Source organism: Micromonospora costi, assembly GCF_003626655.1.
Lineage (GTDB): Bacteria > Actinomycetota > Actinomycetes > Mycobacteriales > Micromonosporaceae > Micromonospora > Micromonospora costi.
Window position 1 is genome coordinate 183556 of record NZ_RBAN01000007.1, and the last position, 20030, is coordinate 203585.

Here is a 20030-nt window from a genome sequence, read left to right on the forward strand (position 1 = left end):
CTGGGCCTGAGCGTGGACCGTGTCTCGGGGCGGTGCGAGGATCCCGCACCAGCGCTCCCGCTGCCGGCCCTCCCGCCGAGTCTTCGCCCCTGCCGCCGACTCTTCGCCCCCGCCCCGCACAACTTCCTGGAAGTTGTCCCCTCCGCGCCGGCGGAGGCCACTATTCCCGGGAAGTTGTGGCCTCGACGGCGCCCAGTGGCAACACCTACCCCGACATTGCTGCCACCCGAGGACGGACCGGCGCGGTCCCGGGTGTAGCACGAGGAAGCCGACCCGCCCGGGCACGGGCACGGCCGGGGTCGTCCGGACTAGTGCGTCCGTCCCGATCAGGGGCCGGTGGTCAGCGGAGGGAGGCGCGGGCGCTGAAGGCGATGCTCGCGAGCAGGAAGCCGCCGTTGACCACCGTGAACGCCACCATCACCCAGAGCGTCAGCGCGGGGGCGAACAGCAGCACCAGGGCGGCCACGAAGATCACCGCGCCGTAGTCGCGGACCAGCTTCACGAGCCGCACCGGGAGTGAGGTCGAGGTCACCATGCTCGCCGCGTTCGGGCCGGCCTGCATCACCGAGGTGACCAGGTTGACCATCCAGGTGCCCGCGAAGGCCGCGACCAGCCAGGTCGGGGTGGACGGGAACTGCGCGACCGCGGTCGCCGCGAGCGCCGCGACGAGGGCGATCTGGGCCGCGACGTCGCAGAGCACGTCGACCCGCGCGCCGGCCGCGCTGCCCTGGCCGGTCACCCGGGCGAGCTGGCCGTCGGCGCAGTCCAGGGCGTACGCCACCTGCCAACCGACCAGCGCGAGCAGCCCGACCACCCAGGCCGGCACGCGGTCGTCGGCGACCGGGCCGGCGAGCGCGACCACGGTGACCGACGTGGCGAGCCCGAGCACCAGGTTCGTGAGCGTCAGCGCGGTGGGGCGCAGCCCCAGCCGGTGCGCGGCGACCGCGAACGCGGCCCCCAGCCACTGGCTGATCGACTCGCTGAACAGCCCGCCACCGCGGTTCGTCCGGTGGAAGTGGACGGCGGTGGGACGGGAGGTGTCAGCCAAGGTAATCGCGGATTGCATCGGCGTAGTCTGCCAGCCGTGCCCGGACCTCGGTAGGCGACATCGCGAGGTGTTCGAGGATGGTGTAGCGGTCCGGTCGGGTGCTCGGCGCGTACATCACGGCGTCAGCGAACTGGTCGTCGCTCAGCCCCAGCTCGGCGGGGGTGGTGGCGAGGCCGTGGCGGTGCAGGCACCGGGCGAGCTGGCCGAACCGCTCCGGCTCGCCCCGCAGGAACGTGCAGAACAGCGCGCCGAGGCCCGCCTGCTCGCCGTGGGCGGCGGTGCCCGGGAAGAGGTGGTCGATGGCGTGCGAGATCTCGTGGTCGCCGCCGCTGGCCGGGCGGGTCGACCCGCACACCGAACTCGCGAGCCCGCCGAGGATCAGCGCCTCGGCCAGTGTGGTGAGGAACCCGTCGTCGGTGATCTTGCCCGGGTGGTTGAGCAGCGCCTCGGCGCCGGACCGGGCCAGAGTCACGGCGAGGCCGTCGATCGGCTCCCCGCGGACCTCGTGGGCCAGCTCCCAGTCCGCGCACGCGTTCAGGTTGCTCACCGCGTCCCCGATGCCGGCCTGGGTCTGCCGGTCCGGGCCGTTCTCGACGAAGTCCAGGTCGACGATCACCGCGATCGGGATGTGGACGCCGTAGGAGCCCTTGCCGCCCTCGTGGTCGAGGGAGGCGGTCGGCGAGGCGATCCCGTCGTTCGCGAGGGAGGTCGCCACGGTCACCATGGGGATGCCGTACCGGGTGGCGGCGTACTTGGCCGTGTCGATCGTCTTGCCGCCGCCGATGCCCACCACCGCGTCGTACGACCGGGCCCGCAGGCGGTCGCCCAGCTCGTTCGCGGCGTCGATGGTGCCGCCGGCCACGGTGAACACGTCGGCCGAGCCCAGGCTGGGCCGGCACAGCTCGACGATCTTCTCGCCCTGACCGGGGCCGACGACCACCGCCACGTCGCCCCCGGAGGAGATCCGCCGGTCGGCGAGGAGGGGGCCCAGGTCGGCCACCGCGCCCCGCCGGACCTCGATCAGCAGTGGGGTGTTGACGGTCCGGGCTAGTAGCGGCACGCGATCTCCCGGGCACGGGCCAGGTCGGCGTGGTTGTCGACCTCGACCCAGGACACGTCGCCGATGGGCGCCGCCCGCACCTCGCCGCCCCGGTCGGCGAACTCCTGGTAGCCGTCCTCGTAGTAGAGGTTCGGGTCGCGCCGCCAGGTCGCCTCCAGCGCGTCGGCGAGTGCGTCGGCCACCTGCGGCTCGATCAGCGTCGCGCCGATGTACTCCCCGTACGCCTCGCCCGGGTCCATGATCTTGGTGATCCGGGTGAGCTGGCCGGCCGCGTCGAAGGTGGTCTTCATCTCCTCCTCGGCCAGCGGCTTGAGGGTGTCCACCGCGAGCAGGATGCCCGGCCCCCGCTCGGCGAGCAGCGTCTTCTCCACGCTCACCGGGTGCACGGTGTCGCCGTTGACCAGCAGCACGCCCCGGCCGAAGTGTTCCCGCGCCAGCCAGAGCGAGTAGGCGTTGTTCCACTCCTCGGCCCTGTCGTTGTGCACCAGGGTGAGGGTGACGCCGTACCGCTCCTCAAGCTCCGCCTGCCGGGCCCGCACGGCGTCCGCCGCGTAGCCGACCACGATCACGATCTCGGTGAGCCCCACCTCGGCGAGGTTCTTCAGCGCGATGTCGAGGATCGTGACGTCGCCGTCAACCGGCACGAGCGCCTTGGGCAGGGTGTCGGTGTACGGGCGCAGCCGGCGTCCGGCCCCGGCCGCGAGCACCATCCCGATCATGCCGGCATCCTCCCTCGTACGACTCCGGTCACCGGTGGAGGATAGCGCCGCCTCGGAGACGGCCTCCGGTCAACCGGAGTTCACCGGTCGCTCACCCGGGGAGCGCGGCCAGGTCGGCGAGGACGGTCAACCGCTCCTCCGGCGTCAGCGCCCCGTACGGCCCGGCCGCCCGGCGGTCGGTCTCCAGGTCGATGGCCAGCCGCTCGGGCCCGGGTGGCAGGGCGGCCACGCTGCGCGCGGTGTGGCCGGCGGCGGTCCAGGCGGCGGCGTGCGCGTCGGCCCGGTGGTGGTGCAGGGCGTCGAGCCGGTCGAGCAGCAGCACCCCGGCCGGGGTGCCGTCCGGCTCGTAGGGCGGCGCGGTCGCGGCGAACGCCGCGCCGGCCGCCGCGGGCTGTTCGGCGTCGAGCACCAGGGCGTACGCCACCAGCCGGCCGAACGCCTCGACCAGGCGCACCACCCGTTCCTCGTGGCCGGCCCACAGCTCGGCGGTCACCTCGGCGTGCAGCCCCCGCAGTTCGTCGAGGAAGGCCAGCCCCCGCTCGGTGGCCGCGATCCCGCCGTCCGGTAGCCGGTGCAGCGTCCCGTACGCGACCTGTTTGTCCAGTGCTCTGCGGCACTCGGCCGGATCCCGGTAGCGGGTGACGGCCGCGAACCCCGGCTCGTCGACGATCCCGCCGGGCTCGGCCAGCCGGGTGCGGAACTCGACCAGGAAGCCGGTCGCGGCCGGTCCGCCGTACCGCCGGCCCAGCTCGGCGCCGCCCCGCCGCCGGCCCGCGTCCAGGGCGGCGGCGACGGCCCGGTCGACGGCCGGGGCCACCAGCCCGGCGAACCGGTGCGGGGCCAGCTCGACGGCGTGGTTCACCGACCCATCGCACGCAGGGTGGCGAAGGCCTCCTCCGCGATCCGGCGGATGAGGCCGTCGTTGACGTCCCGGTGCTCGTCGAGCAGGGACACGTCGTCCTCGGCGAGCCACCGGTACTCGGTGTGCTTGCCCGCCTCCAGCGCCGGTCGGGCCAGGTCGCCGTCGACCCGTACGAGCCAGTCGCTCTCGACGCGTTCGAGGCCGTCGTCGCCGACGTAGCGGTATTCGCCCACCGGAGCGAGCACCTGCGCGACGGTCCAGCCGGTCTCCTCGGTCACCTCGCGGCGCAGCGCCGTTTCGACGTCCTCGCCGGGCTCCAGGTGGCCGCCCACGATGTCCCAGCAGTTGGGAAACAGGCGCCGGTCCGGGGACCGCCGCTGGAAGAAGATGCGCCCGTCGTCGTGCACGACGAGGGCACCGGCGCAGCGCAGAGGCTCGGTGGACACGCTCCGACAGTAGCGAGCCGCCCGGCGCGTCGGCGATGCCGAGGTCTTGTTCCGGGGACATCGACGGCCCACCATGTCGGTAACCGGATGCCACCGTCCCATAGGGGTGATGCGTGATGCAGGTACGGGAAGCGATGTCCAGCGAGGTCCTGGTGGTCGGTCCGGAGCACACGCTCCGGCAGGCGGCCCGGATGATGTCGGCCCGGGGGATCGGCTCGGCGGTGGTGATCGACCCCGACTCCGAGGGCGTCGGGATCATGACCGAACGCGACGTGCTCAACGCCATCGGCGCGGGGCTGGACTGCGACGTGGAGCGCACGGGCGCCCATCTCACCTGGGACGTGGTCTACGCCGGTCCGGACTGGACGCTGGAGGAGGCGGCCGCCGCCATGGCCCGCGGAGGCTTCCGGCACCTCGTGGTGCTCGACGGCCGCGAGGTGGCCGGGGTGATCTCGGTACGGGACATCATGCGGGTCTGGGCGGCCATCCGCATGGTGGCGACAAGCTGACGCAGGCGCAGGCGCAGGCGCAGGCGACGGCCGGGCGGGCCGGGCGGGCCGGGCGACGGATCGGCGCCGCCGACGGACCGGCGATCGCGGGCGGAACACCGGCGCCCGCGATCGCAGCACGACCCGCTCGCCCTTCCGGTCCGACTTGCCGCTCCGCCGGGCCGGCCCAGGTCACCCGACCCGGTGGCTCAGGATGCGGACATCGCCGTGCCGTCGGCGCGCCCCCGGGAGCCGCCCGTACGCTCAACAGCCATGACCGCCGAGCAGCTGATCTCCTTCGCCCGCGGAGCGCCCTCGCTGGACATCGTCGATGTCGAGGGGCTCAAGGCCGCCGCCGTCCGTGCGTTCGACGCCGACCCCGCCGGGGTCACGGCGTACGGCACCTCCGTCGGCTACCCGCCGTTGCGGAAGTGGATCGCCGAGAAGCACGGCGTGGCGCCGGAGCAGGTGCTGGTCACGAACGGCTCGTTGCAGGCCGACGCCTTCCTCTTCGACCACCTGATTCGTCCGGGCGACGCGGTGGTGGTCGAGCGCCCCACGTACGACCGGACGCTGCTCAACCTCAAGCGGATGGGCAGCGAGCTGCACGGCGTCTCCATCCAGCCGGACGGTCTGGACACCGCCGAGCTGCGCAAGCTGCTCGAGTCCGGGGTCCGTCCGCGGCTCGCGCACGTCATCCCGAACTACCAGAACCCGGCCGGTGTGACGCTCTCCCTGGAGAAGCGGCGGGAGCTGCTCGACCTGGCGGCCGAGTACGAGTTCACGATCTTCGAGGACGACCCGTACGCGGACATCCGCTTCCGGGGCGAGGCGCTGCCGTCGATGCTCTCCCTGGACACGCGCGACGTGGTGGTGCACGCCTCCAGCTTCACCAAGACGGTCTGCCCGGGCGTACGGGTCGGCTACCTGGTGGGGCCGGCGGACCTGATCGCGGCCATCGCGAAGAACGCCACCAGCCTCTACATCTCCCCGGGCATGGTCTCCGAGGCGATCGTGCACCAGTTCTGCGTCTCGGGTGACATCGACCGCTCGATCGAGACCGTACGGGCGGCGCTCGGTGAGCGGGCCCGCGTGCTCGCCGAGTCGCTGCGCCGGCACCTGCCGCAGGCCCGGTTCGTCGAGCCGGACGGCGGTTACTTCCTCTGGGTGGAGTTCCCGGAGGACGTGCACGTCGACCGGCTCGCTCCGGCGGCGGCCGAGCGCGGTGTGGCCGTGGTCAAGGGCAGCGACTTCGTGGTCGAGGGTGGGCAGCACGCGCTGCGGCTGGCCTTCTCGGCCGTGACGGCCGACAAGATCGACGAAGGTGTCCGCCGGCTCGCCGAGGCGGTGGAAGCGGTTCGCGGGTGAGTTACTGTCGGATTCCCGACAGAACGGCACAACCGGCCGCCCTGGGACTCCCGTCCGGGCGGCCGGAGGCCCACAATGCTGCGAGCGTCACTCACGACGTGTAGCGGAGGTCATCCTTCGTCCGTCGACGCCGGCCGGGCCGGCGCCGGGCGTGAATCGATCCCGCGGCACCCGGCAGGAGTGGCGTGACCAGCACAACCCCCGCCCCCACAGGGCGCCGGGTGGGCCGTGTCGCCCCTCACCCCCCGACGCGACCCGGCCCGCCCGGCCCCGTCTCGTGGACGGATCCGTCACAGGGCGTGATCCCCTCGATCGGCGTACCCTGCAATCCGGCCACCGGGTCGCGGCGGGCGCCGCGTCCGGCGCGACCCGCCCGTGAGGCGGCTGCCGCGCCCGGCGTGAACCGCCGGATGGCGAGGCGCGGAGAGGGGGACCGATGGCGGATCGTGAACAGCGGGGCGGGGTGACCCCGCAGAACGGCGGGCGGATGCCCCGGCCGCGGGCCTGGGCGGCCCCGGTCCGGGCCATGAGCCGCATCCTCAGCGTCGACGGCACACACCGCGATCCGCAGGCCCCCGCCGGCGCGGGACGCAGCGGGGTCGTCGACTGCGCTCTCTACATCGACGGCAGGCGGCAGCCGGGCGACTGGACGTACGCGGACGCGCTGGCCGCCGCCCGCCGGGAGGAGCACGGCTTCGTGTGGCTCGGGCTGCATGAGCCGGAGCTGGACGAGATGAGCGCCATCGCGGACACGTACGGGCTGCACGAACTCGCCGTCGAGGACGCGGTCAAGGCCGAGCAGCGGCCCAAGCTGGAGCGGTTCGGCGATGTGAGCTTCCTGGTGCTCCGTACCGCCCGCTACTGCGAGCACACCGAGCTGACCGAGCACTCGGAGGTCGTGGAGACCGGGCAGGTGATGCTGTTCATCGGCCCGAACTTCGTGATCAGCGTCCGGCACGGCGACGCCTGCCGGCTCTCCCCGGTCCGCGCCGACCTGGAAACCAAGGAGGAGCTGCTGCTGCACGGGCCGTGGGCGGTCGCGTACGGGATCACCGACCGGGTGGTCGACCTCTACCTGGAGGTCGCCGACAAGCTCGAGGACGACCTCGACGTGCTGGAGGCCGAGGTCTTCGACCGGCAGGGCAGCTCGCGGATCCAGCGGATCTACCAGATGAAGCGGGAACTGGTGGAGTTCAAGCGGGCCGTGGTGCCGCTGCAACGCCCGCTGCTCACGCTGACCTCCCAGGGCAACCGGGAGGTGCCGAAGGAGATCCGGCGCTACTTCCGGGACGTGCAGGACCACCTGAGCCGCACGGTCGAGCAGGTGAACTCGTACGACGACCTGCTGAACTCGATCCTCCAGGCGCGGCTCGCGCAGGTCACCGTCGACCAGAACAACGACATGCGCAAGATCGCCGCGTGGGCCGCGATCGCCGCGGTCTGGACCGCCATCGCCGGCATCTACGGCATGAACTTCAAGTACATGCCGGAGCTGGACTGGGCGTACAGCTACCCGATCGTCTGGGCCCTGATGCTCGGCTTCTCGTTCGCGCTGTACCGCTGGTTCCACCGCAACGGCTGGCTCTGACCCCGCCGGCCGTACGCGATCGGGCGCCGCGACTCGCGGCCCGGGCCGCCGAGGCGACGTGCCGTGGGTGGCCGGCGGACCGTGACCCCGGAACGCGGAAGCGCCGGCGTTGCGGGCACGGGCCCGCCTCGCCGGCGCTTTTCCGCTGCGGGCGCGGTCAGCGGCGCCCGTTGGTGCGGGCGGTGTCCTTGCCCATGGCCTTGGTGAGGTCGTCGGCGGGGCGGCCGGACACGTCCTTGGCGCCCTCGGCCACCGAGGGGACCTTCCCGGTCGGCTGGACCTTGGAGGTGGTGCTCGGCGAGGTGGTGGAGGCGCTGGGCCCACCGGCCACCGCCGAGCTGCCGGCGCCGGTCGGGCCACCGCCCACTCCGGACGCGTTCGCGTCGGCCATCTTCGCGCCGCCCGGCGTCGAGCGGGTCTGCACCTCGATGGTGTCCACCTCGTCCCGCATCGGCTCCAGCGTGCGGGTCGGGTCGTACTCGGCCCACTCCTGCTGCTCGCGGCGGCGCCGCATCGCCATCGCCCCGGCCAGACCGGCGATCGCACCGGCGGCCAGCAGGCCGGTCATCATCGAGCCGCGACGCCGCGGCTGCTTCTTCTTCCCCGTGATCCGCATGTTCCTCGACTTCGCCTTCCTGGTCATCGAACCCGCCTGTGTAGCGCCGTCGCGGGCGGCCGCGGCGAGCGGTGCGAGGGAGGTGAGCGTCGTCCCCCAGCCGGTCGCGGCGCGGTCACGCACCTTCGCCGTAGCCGGTCCGACGTAGTCCCGGGCCGCCTGGACGCGCGGGCCGACCGTCGCGCCGGCGCCCTTCGCGGCGTACGTGGCCGCCTGCATCAGATGGTTGATGCTCTGGTTCAACTCGGCCTTCGCGAGCTGCCCCTGGGACTTCCGCCGCCCCATTCCAAACACGGTCCCACCTCCTGGGAGTTGTTCCTCCGTCATCCTCCACCTTCGGATGCCTCCGCGATGCCAGATCGGGCACATGGGAGGATCCGCATGGAACTGACCAACGAGTGAGGAGTACCCGTGGCCGAGGCTCTCTACGCCACCTTGCACACCAACGCCGGCCCGATCCGGCTGGAGCTCTTCCCGAACCACGCGCCGAAGACCGTCCGCAACTTCGTGGAACTGGCCGAGGGTTCGCGCGAGTACGTCGACCCGCGCACCGGCCAGCCGGGCAAGGGGCCGTACTACGACGGCACCATCTCGCACCGGGTCATCGCCGGCTTCATGATCCAGATGGGCGACCCGACCGGCACCGGTCGCGGCGGGCCGGGCTACAAGTTCGCCGACGAGTTCCACCCGGAGCTGCGCTTCGACCAGCCGTACCTGCTCGCCATGGCGAACGCCGGGCCGGGCACCAACGGTTCGCAGTTCTTCATCACGGTCGCCCCGACGCCGCACCTGAACAACCGGCACACCATCTTCGGCCGGGTGGCCGACGAGCAGTCGGCGAAGGTGGTCGACTCCATCGCCAACACCCCGACCGGCCCGAGCGACCGCCCGCTGCAGGACGTCGTCATCGAGCGGGTCGAGATCGAGCGCTCCGCTGCCTGAAGCGCGCGCGAGGTACCTTTGCTCGCATGATTGAGCGCTCCGGAGGGTGGGCACGGTGAGCGAGTCGCCGCCGACCACCCCGGTCTGCTACCGACACCCTGGCCGGGAGACGTACGTCCGGTGCACCCGCTGCGACCGGCCGATCTGCCCGGACTGCATGCGTGCGGCGTCGGTCGGGCACCAGTGCCCGGAGTGCGTCAACGAGGGGCGCCGCAGCGTCCGGCCGGCGCGCACCGCCTTCGGTGGCGGTGCCGCCGGCCGGCACGGCTACGTCACCAAGGTCCTCATCGCGGTGAACGTGCTGCTCATGCTGCTCTCGATCGCCTCGGACCGGGGCGGTGACGCGGCGGTCGGCGGCTCCGGCTTCGGCGGGCTCCTCGGCGGGCACACCCCACTCACCGACTGGGGTGCGGTGCTGGGGCTCGCGGTCTTCCCCGACGGCACGGTGGGCGGTGTCGCGGACGGCCAGTGGTACCGGCTCGTCACCGCGATGTTCCTGCACTTCGGCGTGGTCCACCTGCTGCTGAACATGTGGGCGCTCTGGGTCCTCGGCCGGTCACTGGAGGCCAACCTCGGGCCGCTGCGCTTCCTGGCGCTCTATCTGATAGCCGGGTTCGGCGGGAACGTCGCCGCGTACCTGTTCAGCGCCCAGAACGCGACCACCGCCGGCGCGTCGACCGCGATCTTCGGCCTCTTCGCGGCGCTCTTCCTGATCATGCGCCGGCTCGGCCGGGACACGTCGGCGATCCTGCCGGTCCTCATCGTCAACCTGGTCTTCACGTTCGCCGTGCCGGGGATCTCGATCGCCGGGCACCTCGGCGGCCTCGTGACCGGCGCGGCGATGGCGCTGGTGCTCGCCTACGCGCCCCGCTCCCGCCGCTCGCTCGTGCAGCTCGCGGGTGGCGCGATCATCGTGCTGGTCCTGGTCGGGGCGGCCCTGATCCGCACCGCCCAGCTCCTCGCGGGCTGATCGCCCGCACAGCGGCCGGCGGCCCGCACGGCGTGGAGCGCGCACGGCGGGCGTCCGCCGGGGGCGCCGTGGCCGGCCGGGGGAACTAGCGTCCCGGCCGGGAAACTGCCGCCCCGCCTGGGGCCGGTTCACCTGCCGGCGGGTCCGTCGCCGGCGGTCGTCCAGGCGGCCCGCAGCACCCGGGCCACGTCCTCGGGCGACGCCCCGAGGTCGTACCGGCCGAAGAGGTGCAGCGTCTCCCCGGCGTCGATCTCGAGTGTCTCGGTGGACAGGCCCAGCCGGGGCCGGCGGTCCACGGTGATCGCCTCGACCGCGTCCCAGGGCAACCGCCGGTGCCCGGCGAACCCGTGGACCACGGTGATGCCGGCGGCGTCCAGCGCCAGCCGGACGGGGGCGACCAGGTCGCGCACGCCCCAGACCGCCAGGCCGAGGGCGACCAGCGCGGCGAGCGCCAGCCGCACCGGATCGCCGTCGGCGAAGAGCAGCCCGAGCGCGACCAGCAGGGCCGCGCCCGCGAGCTTGGCCGCCGGCAGGCTCCCCGGTACGCGCCACTTCTGCTCCGCCGTCACGTCGTCCACCCGCCCAGCATGCCAGCGGACACGACGGCCGGCCGGCCCGCTCGAACCCGGCCGCCAGGGCGCGTCCGGACCCGCCGCTCCCGCCGCAGAGCGCGGCGGCGACCGGTAGCAGAGCCGGGCGCGCACGCCTCCGGGGTGCCCGCCACGGTCGCCGGGTGGTCGGGCCGCGGCCGGCGGGGGCGCGACGGCCGGTCGATGCACGACGTAGGATCGAGACAGCCCAGGTTACCGGGGAGTAGACATGAGTGACGCGGTTATCGTCGGCGCGGTTCGCACCCCCGTCGGGCGGCGCAAGGGCAGCCTGGCCGGTGTGCACCCGGTCGACCTGTCGGCCCACGTGCTGCGGGCGCTGGCCGAGCGCACCGGCATCGACCCGGAGCAGGTCGACGACGTGGTCTGGGGCTGCGTGTCGCAGGTCGGCGAGCAGTCGTGGAACATCGCCCGCAACGGCGTGCTGGCCGCGGGCTGGCCCGAGTCGGTGCCCGGCACCACTCTGGACCGTCAGTGCGGGTCCAGCCAGCAGGCGCTGCACTTCGCCGCCGCGACGGTGGCGTCCGGGCAGGCCGAGCTGGTCGTCGCCGGTGGCGTCGAGTCGATGACCCGGGTGCCCATGGGCTCCAGCGTGGCCGGCGGGATGCCGTTCAGCGACCAGCTCCGCGAGCGCTACCGCGGTGTCGAAGGCTTCGCCGAGGACGCGCCGCTCCCGTTCAACCAGGGCGTCGGCGCCGAGCTGATCGCCCAGCGGTGGCGGTTCTCCCGGGCACAGCTCGACGAGTTCGCGCTCGCCAGCCACGAGAAGGCGGCCGCCGCGCAGGACGCTGGCGCCTTCGACCCGGAACTCACCCCGGTGCCGCTGGCCGACGGCGGCAAGTTCGGCGCCGACGAGGGCGTCCGGCGGGATACCTCGCTGGAGAAGCTGGGCGAGCTGGCCACCCCGTTCCGGGCCGACGGCGTGGTGACCGCCGGCTCCGCGTCGCAGATCTCCGACGGCGCCGCCGCGCTCGCCGTCACCAGCAGCGAGTGGGCCAGCCGGCACGGGCTGCGCCCGTTGGCGCGGATCCACACTGCCGTGGTCGCCGCCGACGACCCCGTCACCATGCTCACCGCGCCCATCCCGGCCACCGCGAAGGCGCTGCGCCGCGCGGGGCTGGGCATCGAGGAGATCGGGGTGTACGAGGTGAACGAGGCGTTCGCCCCGGTGCCGCTGGCGTGGCTGGCCGAGACCGAGGCGGACCCGGAGCGGCTCAACCCGCGCGGCGGGGCGATCGCGCTCGGCCATCCGCTCGGCGCGTCCGGCGCCCGGATCATGACCACGATGCTCCAGCACATGCGCGACAACGGGATCCGCTACGGGTTGCAGACCATGTGCGAGGGCGGCGGCATGGCCAACGCCACCATCGTCGAGCTGCTCTGACCGCGCGGTCCGTGGGCGTCCCGGCAAAACCGTTCGCCCGTGCCGTGGCGCCGGCCCAGCCTGCGTGCCGTGACGACCTCCGCGTACCGGCTGGCCGACCCGCAGTGGCAGGACGAGGCGCACACCTGGGTGGGCGCGCGGCTCGCCGCTGCGGGCCGACGGACTTGGCGGGGGCCGAGTACGCCGAGGCCGTGCCCGGTTGGCTGGCCGAACTGCTGACGCCCGACGAGGTGTGAGGCGCGCGGCCGGCGCGGCGGAAGTCGGACAGGTGGTGCGACGCCGGGGCGTGGAAGTTGCAAAATTCCCACGTGACCCACGTCACCCCTGTCCGGGTGTCGTTGGGCAGGGCATGGACGTCTTCTCCCGAACGTTCCTTCCCGCTGCCGCCGAGGCAGGGCTCGCGGTGCAGACCGTGAGCCGGCACATGCCCGTGTTCCGCCGCTGTGTCGGCTCGGGCGACGCCACCATCCTGGTCACCCGGTGCAGCCGGCCCGAGCGGCCGGTCGCCGGCGAGTACCTGCTCCTGCTCACCCACCGCCGGCTCGTGGTCACCCAGCAGACCCGGGTGCTGCACCGGCTCCGCCTGCACCTCAACACCGAGCTGCGCGAACTCAGCAACGTCACGTGGAGCCCCGACCCGCGGCTGCACTCGGTCGAGCTGGCCGCCACCGCCATCGACGGCGTCCGCGAGCGGTTCCTGATCCGGACGGCCCACCCGAAGCAGGTGTGGCAGCTCGACGCCCTGCTCAACCACGCCTTCCGTACGCGCCTGCGCACCGCCCGCGAACGGATCGTCGCCACCATCGGCGAGGCGCCGCTCGGGATGCGACCCGCCGCGTTCCGCCCGGCCGCCGTTCGCTGACCACCGGCCGGGCTTTACCGGATCCGAACATTCCCTGACGGGCGCTCGCGCCCTCCGGTCGGCAATCATGGGCCGGTGACCGTCGACGCGCCGCAACGCGGGCTCGTCCTCGTGGTGGAGGACGAGCCGGCGATCGCCGACCTCGTCCGGCTCTACCTGGCCCGGGACGGCTTCGGCGTACACCTGGAGCGGGACGGCGACGCCGGCCTGGCCGCCGCCCGGCGGCTGCGCCCGGTGGCCTGCGTCCTCGACATCGCCCTGCCCGGCCTGGCCGGCACCGAGATCTGCCGGCGGCTCCGCGAGGCCGGCGACTGGACGCCCGTCATCTTCCTCACCGCGCGGGACGACGAGGTGGACCGGATCGTCGGCCTGGAGCTGGGCGCGGACGACTACGTCACCAAGCCGTTCAGCCCCCGCGAACTCGTCGCCCGCGTCCGGGCGGTGCTCCGGCGCACCGCCGGTCCGCCCGACGGTCCGGACCGTCCCCGGGTCGTCGGCTCGGTGGCCCTCGACCCGGTCCGCCGGACGGTGACCGCGGCCGGTGCCCCCATCCAGCTGACCTCGACCGAGTTCGACCTGCTCGCACACCTGATGGGCCGTCCCGGGCGGGTCTTCACCCGGGAGGAACTGCTCGCCGCCGTCTGGGGGTACGCGGCCCACGCCGGCACCCGTACCGTCGACGTGCACGTGGCGCAGGTACGCGCGAAGCTCGGTGACGCGGCCGGCGTGATCCGGACCCACCGCGGTGTCGGGTACGCGGCCGATGCCTGAGCCCACCCCCGACCTCCCGACCGGCCCCGCGAAGGCCGGTCCGCTCGGCCCGGGTGGGCCCGGGCCGACCCGCGTCGACCCGCCGACCGTGGCGCTGCCGGTGCTCGGCACGCCGCCACCCGCACCGCCCCGCGGCCGGTTCGGGCGGACGCTGACGGTGCGCGCGGTGCTCGCGACCTGCGCGGTGGCGCTGGTCGCCGTGCTGGTCACCGCGATCGTCGCGGTGCCGCTCGCCGTCCGTGGCGCCGAGCGCCGTGACCAGGAGGCACTGGCCGCGCAGGCCCGCCTGGCCGCCGAGGTGCTGCGGACCCGGCTCGACCGCGGCCGCACCGCCGACGAGGAACGGCTCATCCGGCAGTTGCGCGCGCTGGGCATCGACGCGTTCCTGATCCGGAGCGGCGTGGCCGACCGGCCCGGCCTGCCGCCGCGCGTGGTGCAGCGCATCGCCGAGGGGCGCAACGTCTCCGCCCGCCGCCTCGTCGAGGGCCGGCGGGCGCTGATCGAGGGACGGGCCCTCCCGAACGGCAACGGAGTGGTGCTGTCCCGGCCGCTCACCGGCGGCCTGTGGGGGCAGGTGCTCCGCGGCCTGTGGGCGCCGCTGCTCGCCGGGCTGGCCGCCGGTGTCGTGGCCGGTCTGCTGCTCGCCCGCCGGCTGGCCCGGCCGATCCGCACCGCGGCGACGGCGGCGGCCCGGCTCCGCGCCGGGGACCGGGAGGTGCGGGTGCCGGTCGAACCGCCCGACGAGGTGGCCGACCTGGCGTACGCGCTCAACGGGTTGGCCGCCGCGCTGGCCACCAGCGAGGGACGGCAGCGGGAGTTCCTGCTCTCCGTGTCGCACGAGCTGCGTACGCCGCTGACCGCCATCCGGGGGTACGCCGAGGCGCTGGCCGACGGCGTCATCGAGCCGGGCGACGTGACCGGCACCGGGCGTACCGTGCTCGCCGAGGCCGAGCACCTGGACCGCCTGGTGAGCGACCTGCTGGCGTTGGCCCGGCTGGAGGCGGCCGACTTCCCGCTGGAACCGGTGCCGGTCGACCTCACCCGGCTGGCCGCGGACGCCGAGCGGACGTGGGCCGCCCGGTGCGCGGCCGTCGGGGTCGACTTCCGGGTCGAGCGGCCGGAGGCGCCCGTCCCCGCGTACACCGATCCGGGCCGCATCCGGCAGGTGGTCGACGGCCTGCTGGAGAACGCGCTGCGGGTCGTACCGCCGGGGGCGCCCGTGGTGCTCGCGGTCCGGGCGGCAGGTCCGGACCCGGCGTCCGGCGGGATCGTGGAGGTCCGCGACGGCGGGCCCGGTTTCACGGACGACGACCTCGCGGTGGCGTTCGAGCGCGGCGCGTTGCACCAGCGGTACCGGGGGGTGCGCAAGGTGGGCAGCGGGCTCGGGCTGGCGCTCGCGGCCGGGCTGGTCCGCCGGCTCGGCGGGGAGATCGCGGCGGGCCACGCGGCCGAGGGCGGGGCGGCGTTCACGGTCCGGCTGCCCGCGGATCCTTACCTGATCCGAACATCGGTCTGACCCTGCGCTCGCCGGCGCGGGGGAGGCTGGGCGCACGCACGGACGAGAGGGAGAGTCATGGCACGTTGGGGAATCGCCGGCGGCACCGCACTGCTCGCGGCGGTCACGCTCGGCGTCAGCGGCTGCGCCGCCGGGGCGGCGGACCAGCCGGCCCGCGAGGCGGCGGTCGAGGTCGCCGCCGCGATGGGCGCCGAGGGCCAGGCGCTCACCGCGATGGGTTTCGACCCCGGTGACCTGGACGTCGTGGACGTGGCCGCGCCGGCGTCGCCGTCGGCGGCGCCCACGGCGAAGGGGGACAAGCCGCGCCGCGAGAAGGCCGAGCAGGCCCGCGAGCGCCGCAAGGCGCGGGTGCTGCTGCGCCGGAACACGCTGCACGGCGAGGCCGTGGTGCAGACGAAGGACGGCGGTACGAAGACGGTCGTCGTGCAGCGCGGCGAGGTGACCGCGATCGACGGTGACTCGATGACGGTGAAGTCCACGGACGGCTTCAGCATGACCTGGCGGTTCGGCGACGACCTGCGGGTGATCGAGCGGCGTACCTCGATCCAGCCGAGCGAGGTGAAGGTCGGCACCAAGCTGGGCGTAGCCGGCGAGAGGAACGGCGAAACCCCGGTAGCCCGTGTAACGGTAATCCCGCGCCCGTAGCCCCCGCCCCCTTCTCCCCGCGATCTTGCAGTTTGTGCCCTTGGTTCGTGGTGATACGCGGCTTTTGCCGGGGCCGAAACTGCAAGATCGCGGGGGGAGAGAGGGGGACGGGCAGGGGTTAGTAGACACGGGAGCCTATGAAGTCGTCGTGGCCGTAGCCGACCGGGGTGGGGAAGGTGCGCGACTCGACGGACCAGCGCTGGCGGCTGCTCGTCGAGCAGGTGGCCAGCCGCAGCCGGGGCGTGCCCAGCAGCGGGTTGTCGAAGGCCAGGCAGAGGTTGGCGTTGCCGGCCGGCTTGATCTGGTCGCCGGCGAACACGAACCGCTGGTTCGCCCCGCCGTGGCAGTCGTAGATGTTCACGGCCGTACCCGAGGTCAGCGACCCGTTGGCCACGTCGAGGCACCGGTCGTGGGAGAGCTCCGAGTGCAGCGACTGGCGGCTCGTGTCGTACCAGAAGCCCTGGTTACGACCGCCGTGGCAGCCGTACGACTGCTGGGGTGTGCCGTTGCGCGAGTCGTACCCCTTGCCGTCGACGCAGGTGCCGGTCGCGACGTTGCGCAGCTGCTTGAACTCGAACAGGCCGGGGTAGAGCAGCCCGTTGCCCGTGCTTGCCGGGTCGACGCAGGTGGCCCGCTGCTGGCCGGAGTTCCAGAACTGGGTGATGCACTGGGCGAACATGCCGTGCCCCCGGTAGTTCGGGTGGAACGACTGGCGGGCCGCGTTCTCGTCCCAGATGCCGACCTCGATGTAGAGGCCACGCACGGAGGTGCTGTCGGTGCAGACCTCGTGGCCGTGGAACAGCCGGCTCGCGTCCAGGTAGCGGGTGCCGGTGTTGGCGGCCGCGGCCCGTAGCGCCGACTCGAACATCGGCACCGCCTTGTTGCGCGCGAACGCCGCGTCGGCCAGGTAGAGCAGGCAGCCGCCCGAGTACCAGCCGGGGAAGTCGGGGTTGTCCTCGACGTCGGGGCTGCCCGGGCTCGGGTACGACATGAGCACCAGCTCGTAGTCGGTGGCCAGGTAGCCGGCCTTGGTCATGGTGTTCCGGATGTCGGTGAGCGCGGCCTCGACGGCCTGCCGGCTGCCGTCGGTGCGCACCGTCCACTCGTCGGTGTACGTGGGGTAGCAGGGGCCCTGGAAGAAGACCCGGCTGATAGCGCAGTCGGTGGCGACCGGGCCGAACTGGATCGTGCCGTCACCGTTGGCGCCGACCACCACCCAGATCAGGCGGATGTGCGTGTTGCGCGCCTTGATGGCGAGGTGGTCGCCCTGGTTCAGTTCGTTGTGCTGGGTCGGGCCGCCGGCGATGAGGTTCCACGGGGTCGCCCCCGAGCAGGCGATGTTGTACCTCTCGTCGGCGGCGATGCCGGTGCGGAACACCGCCTGGTCGTACGAGCGGTCGCACCAGTTGCCGGGCTCGTGGGTGCCGGGGACGTAGTTGCCGACCCCCTCACCGGAGATCTCGCTGTCGCCCATGGTGACCAGCGAGGTGCGGCGCTGCTCGATCGGGCGGATGCCCGGCGAGCCGTAGAGGGCGGTGGCCTCGGCGGCGCGGATCGTCTCGAGGTTGGCGGGGAGCGGCTGGACGGGAGGCCGGTCGGCCGCCGCGGCGGGGCTGGCCGGTCCGACGAGCATCGGGAGGGCGAGAGCGGCGGCGACGGCGACGGCGACGGCGAGGACACGCCGTCGGGTGGTCCGTTCGCGCCTGGCGGAGGTGACAGGCATCGACGCACTCCTTTCGACTCAATCGTTGGATGTCGATTGAGTTACTCGAAGGTAACGTGCGGCGTCGGGCATGTGAATGCGTCTCGTAATACTTGCGCGCACTGCCGAACCGCACCCTTCGGGCGATCCGGACGCCGCCGCCTGACGCCGTGTCCGGGCGTTCGGTGCCGTGCCGGGGGCGGGGCCGGCCGGGGCGGCAGGGCGTCCGGGGTCAGCGGCCGGGCGGCAGGGCGTAGCCGACGTAGTCGCGGTACTCCAGCCGCCAGTCGGGCGGGACGAGGCGTGTGCACGCCGCCCGGGGGCCGGTGCAGACGATGGCGTCCACCGAGGCCGGGTCGGTCGGCGGCCGCTCCGGCAGCACCGACTGCAGCGCCACCAGGTCCGGCGGCCGGCCGTCCCGGTCGCGCAGCAGGAGCCACCAGGGGTACTCCCAGTTGTCGTTCTGCTGGGCGAGGCCGATCCGGCGGGCGCCGCTCGCGCGTACGGCCTCGGCCGCCCAGCGGAACTCGTCCGTCCACTGGGGGCGGCGGAGGAAGCGGGTGTCCCACTCGGAGGTGGTGAAGACGGAACCCGAGCCGACCAGCCGGCGCGGGAAGCCGTACGACAGCGCCAGCACACCGGCGAGCGCGGAGGTCGCGAGCACGGTCACCGCCGTGAGGACGGCGACGGAGCGGCGACCGGCCACGCCCGCCGCGCCGGCCCCGGCGGGGGCGCCGGAGCGACGCCGGAACAGGGCGTCCAGCCAGAGCCCGGCCAGCGGCACGGCCAGCACCAGCGCGTACATGAGCAGCCGGTTGCCCCACGGCTGCCACTTGATCATGGCGGTGTGCAGCGCCACGGCGACCACCACGGTCGTGGCGTACGCCCGCAGCGGCCCGGCGGCGGTCGGCGCGATCCGCGCCGGGCGGGCGAGCGCGAAGACCGCGCCCAGCACCGCGAGCGAGCCGGCCAGCGGGAACGCGACCCGGTCCTCGTCGGGATACCAGGCCGGCTCGGGGAAGACCTCCCGGCCGAAGGTGATCGCCCGGTCCTGCGGGTCGACGCCGATCACACCCGCGCCGCCGATGACGGCCTCGGCGGTGGCGTGGCGCAGCGGCGCGAGCGGCGTGTCGAACGCCGTGTGCGCGATGCGCAGGGCGTTGACCAGGACCGAGGCGGGGTCGTGCCGCTCCATGGGGATCGACTCGCGCAGCCGGGGCGGCCCGAGCGGGTGTCCGAACTCGGCCGTCACGCGGGCCAGGAACGGGCCGACCACGGCGGCCGCCACGACCAGGATGAGCAGCGAGCCGCCGACCGTCCGGGCGATCCCGCCGGACGGCGACGCGCCGACCCGGGCGTCTGCCGGTGCGCCGCGCCCGGCGCCCTCGCCGGCCGTACGGGCGAGCCGGAGCTGGGCCAGCCCCCACAGCACCAGCAGCGGGCCGACGGCGACCAGACCGCTGGTCTTGCTCACCGCGGTCAACCCGGCGGCCGCCCCGAGCCCGAGCATCGTGCCCACCCCGGTGCGGCGGCGCAGCCCGTCCAGCACCAGGGTCGCCGTGCACGCGACCCAGGCCGCGACCACGAGGTCGGTCTGCGTGCTGGTCGCCTGCAGCGCCACCATCGGCGTCGTGGCCACGACGAACGCGGCGAGCAACTGGGCGCGCCGGCCGCCGCCGAGCTGCGCCGCGATCCGGGCGGCGACCAGCAGGCAGCCCACGCCGGCCGCCCACTGCACCAGGTTGTGCAGCCGATCGCCGCCGGTGAGCAGGCGGAGGTGCAGCAGCAGGTACTCGGCGCCGGGCGGGATGGTCACCTGCCGGTGGATGGCGGTGGGCCAGAAGTCCAGGTCGCCCTGGGCCACCCAGTGCTCCACCTTGGGCAGGTGGTACGTCTGCGAGTCGAAGTTGTTCGGCTCGGCGAGCAGGGCGATGAGCAGTTCGACCAGCACGAACCCGCCCACCGTGCCGGCGAGGAGCCGGTCGGCCCGGCCGGCCGTACGCCAGCTCTCGCGCAGCCGGTCACGCCACCCGCCGGCAGCCGATCCGTGGCCGGTGGCGGAGTGTGGCCGGGGAGTGTCGGAGCGTACGTCCTCTGCGGGCGCGCCGGCGGTCGCGGCGACCAGGGCCCTGCGGGGCGCGGCGGTCGTCTCCGCGGATCGCGCGGCGTCCCGCCGGCGGCGCCAGGCGGCGGCCGCGCCTGCGGCGGCGAGGAAGAGCAGCCAGGCGGTGGCGAAAGCCGGCCGGGTCAGCGCGTGCAGCTCACCGAGCACCTCGACCGTGAGCACCGCGAAGCCGCCGGTGAGCAGCGCGGCCCGGACGATGCCGAGCCGTAGCGGTGCCACCGTGCCGGCGGCGGGTCGGGTCGCGAGGACGAGCAGGAGCATCGCGGCGACGGGCGCCACCGCGAGCAGGAAGCCGGCTGCCGACATGGCG

19 protein-coding genes are annotated in these 20030 nt (G+C 73.9%); 10 read left to right on the forward strand and 9 right to left on the reverse strand.

Translation table 11 applies throughout. The annotated features are described in order from the left end of the window. Positions 1-340: 340 nt before the first annotated feature. The 5 genes from D7193_RS29645 to D7193_RS29665 form a co-directional block, all read right to left on the reverse strand. Entirely contained in the window at positions 341-1066 is a 726-nt protein-coding gene (locus tag D7193_RS29645) for a CDP-alcohol phosphatidyltransferase family protein (protein ID WP_120782946.1), read from the reverse strand. Then, entirely contained in the window at positions 1041-2108 is a 1068-nt protein-coding gene (locus D7193_RS29650; protein WP_120782947.1) for an iron-containing alcohol dehydrogenase family protein, read from the reverse strand. The genes D7193_RS29645 and D7193_RS29650 overlap by 26 nt, the downstream gene beginning before the upstream one ends. After that, positions 2096-2827 carry a phosphocholine cytidylyltransferase family protein gene (locus D7193_RS29655; RefSeq protein ID WP_120782948.1) on the reverse strand — a complete coding sequence of 244 codons (732 nt, stop codon included), beginning with the start codon at positions 2825-2827 and terminating at the stop codon, positions 2096-2098. Before D7193_RS29655 ends, D7193_RS29650 begins: the two co-directional genes overlap by 13 nt. A 91-nt stretch (positions 2828-2918) precedes the next feature. Further along, entirely contained in the window at positions 2919-3689 is a 771-nt protein-coding gene (locus D7193_RS29660) for a hypothetical protein (RefSeq protein WP_120782949.1), read from the reverse strand. Then, a complete protein-coding gene (locus tag D7193_RS29665) occupies positions 3686-4135 on the reverse strand; it encodes an NUDIX domain-containing protein (RefSeq protein WP_241563614.1) in 450 nt (149 codons plus the stop codon). The genes D7193_RS29660 and D7193_RS29665 overlap by 4 nt, the downstream gene beginning before the upstream one ends. 116 nt (positions 4136-4251) lie before the next feature. Between D7193_RS29665 and D7193_RS29670 the strand changes: the two genes are divergently transcribed. The 3 genes from D7193_RS29670 (at position 4252) to corA (ending at position 7579) form a co-directional block, all read left to right on the forward strand. Further along, positions 4252-4644 carry a CBS domain-containing protein gene (locus tag D7193_RS29670; RefSeq protein ID WP_120782951.1) on the forward strand — a complete coding sequence of 131 codons (393 nt, stop codon included), beginning with the start codon at positions 4252-4254 and terminating at the stop codon, positions 4642-4644. Between the two features lie 252 nt (positions 4645-4896). Then, complete coding sequence (locus D7193_RS29675) at positions 4897-5991, forward strand: aminotransferase-like domain-containing protein (protein ID WP_120782952.1); 1095 nt, start codon at positions 4897-4899, stop codon at positions 5989-5991. 436 nt (positions 5992-6427) lie between these two features. Next, on the forward strand, positions 6428-7579 hold the full coding sequence (gene corA, locus D7193_RS29680) for a magnesium/cobalt transporter CorA (protein WP_120782953.1): 1152 nt from the start codon (positions 6428-6430) through the stop codon (positions 7577-7579). Positions 7580-7736: 157 nt separating this feature from the next. On the opposite strand, the gene D7193_RS29685 is transcribed toward corA, so the two are convergent. Further along, the gene (locus tag D7193_RS29685; RefSeq protein ID WP_120782954.1) at positions 7737-8522 is read right to left on the reverse strand and encodes a hypothetical protein; all 786 of its coding nucleotides are present in this window, start codon (positions 8520-8522) and stop codon (positions 7737-7739) included. Between the two features lie 84 nt (positions 8523-8606). Between D7193_RS29685 and D7193_RS29690 the strand changes: the two genes are divergently transcribed. Both D7193_RS29690 and D7193_RS29695 read left to right on the forward strand, forming a co-directional pair. After that, the gene (locus D7193_RS29690; protein ID WP_120782955.1) at positions 8607-9137 is read left to right on the forward strand and encodes a peptidylprolyl isomerase; all 531 of its coding nucleotides are present in this window, start codon (positions 8607-8609) and stop codon (positions 9135-9137) included. 55 nt (positions 9138-9192) lie between these two features. Continuing rightward, positions 9193-10107, forward strand: a complete 915-nt coding sequence (locus D7193_RS29695; RefSeq protein WP_120783026.1) for a rhomboid family intramembrane serine protease — start codon at positions 9193-9195, stop codon at positions 10105-10107. A 128-nt stretch (positions 10108-10235) separates the two neighbouring features. On the opposite strand, the gene D7193_RS29700 is transcribed toward D7193_RS29695, so the two are convergent. Continuing rightward, complete coding sequence (locus D7193_RS29700; RefSeq protein WP_120782956.1) at positions 10236-10685, reverse strand: PH domain-containing protein; 450 nt, start codon at positions 10683-10685, stop codon at positions 10236-10238. 241 nt (positions 10686-10926) lie between these two features. Between D7193_RS29700 and D7193_RS29705 the strand changes: the two genes are divergently transcribed. The 5 genes from D7193_RS29705 (at position 10927) to D7193_RS29725 (ending at position 15893) form a co-directional block, all read left to right on the forward strand. Continuing rightward, entirely contained in the window at positions 10927-12099 is a 1173-nt protein-coding gene (locus D7193_RS29705) for a thiolase family protein (protein WP_120782957.1), read from the forward strand. A 349-nt stretch (positions 12100-12448) separates the two neighbouring features. After that, positions 12449-12961, forward strand: coding sequence for a hypothetical protein (locus tag D7193_RS29710; RefSeq protein WP_120782958.1), 513 nt, complete (start codon positions 12449-12451; stop codon positions 12959-12961). 75 nt (positions 12962-13036) lie between these two features. Then, positions 13037-13732, forward strand: a complete 696-nt coding sequence (locus D7193_RS29715) for a response regulator transcription factor (protein ID WP_120782959.1) — start codon at positions 13037-13039, stop codon at positions 13730-13732. Beyond that, on the forward strand, positions 13725-15248 hold the full coding sequence (locus tag D7193_RS29720) for a sensor histidine kinase (RefSeq protein WP_120783027.1): 1524 nt from the start codon (positions 13725-13727) through the stop codon (positions 15246-15248). Before D7193_RS29715 ends, D7193_RS29720 begins: the two co-directional genes overlap by 8 nt. 57 nt (positions 15249-15305) lie before the next feature. Beyond that, on the forward strand, positions 15306-15893 hold the full coding sequence (locus tag D7193_RS29725) for a hypothetical protein (RefSeq protein WP_120782960.1): 588 nt from the start codon (positions 15306-15308) through the stop codon (positions 15891-15893). A gap of 118 nt (positions 15894-16011) precedes the next feature. Here D7193_RS29725 and D7193_RS29730 read toward each other — a convergent pair whose 3' ends face one another. Together D7193_RS29730 and D7193_RS29735 are read right to left on the reverse strand one after the other, a co-directional pair. Next, positions 16012-17616, reverse strand: coding sequence for a ricin-type beta-trefoil lectin domain protein (locus D7193_RS29730; RefSeq protein ID WP_120782961.1), 1605 nt, complete (start codon positions 17614-17616; stop codon positions 16012-16014). Positions 17617-17827: 211 nt separating this feature from the next. Beyond that, entirely contained in the window at positions 17828-20026 is a 2199-nt protein-coding gene (locus tag D7193_RS29735) for a hypothetical protein (protein ID WP_120782962.1), read from the reverse strand. Between the last annotated feature and the right edge of the window lie 4 nt (positions 20027-20030).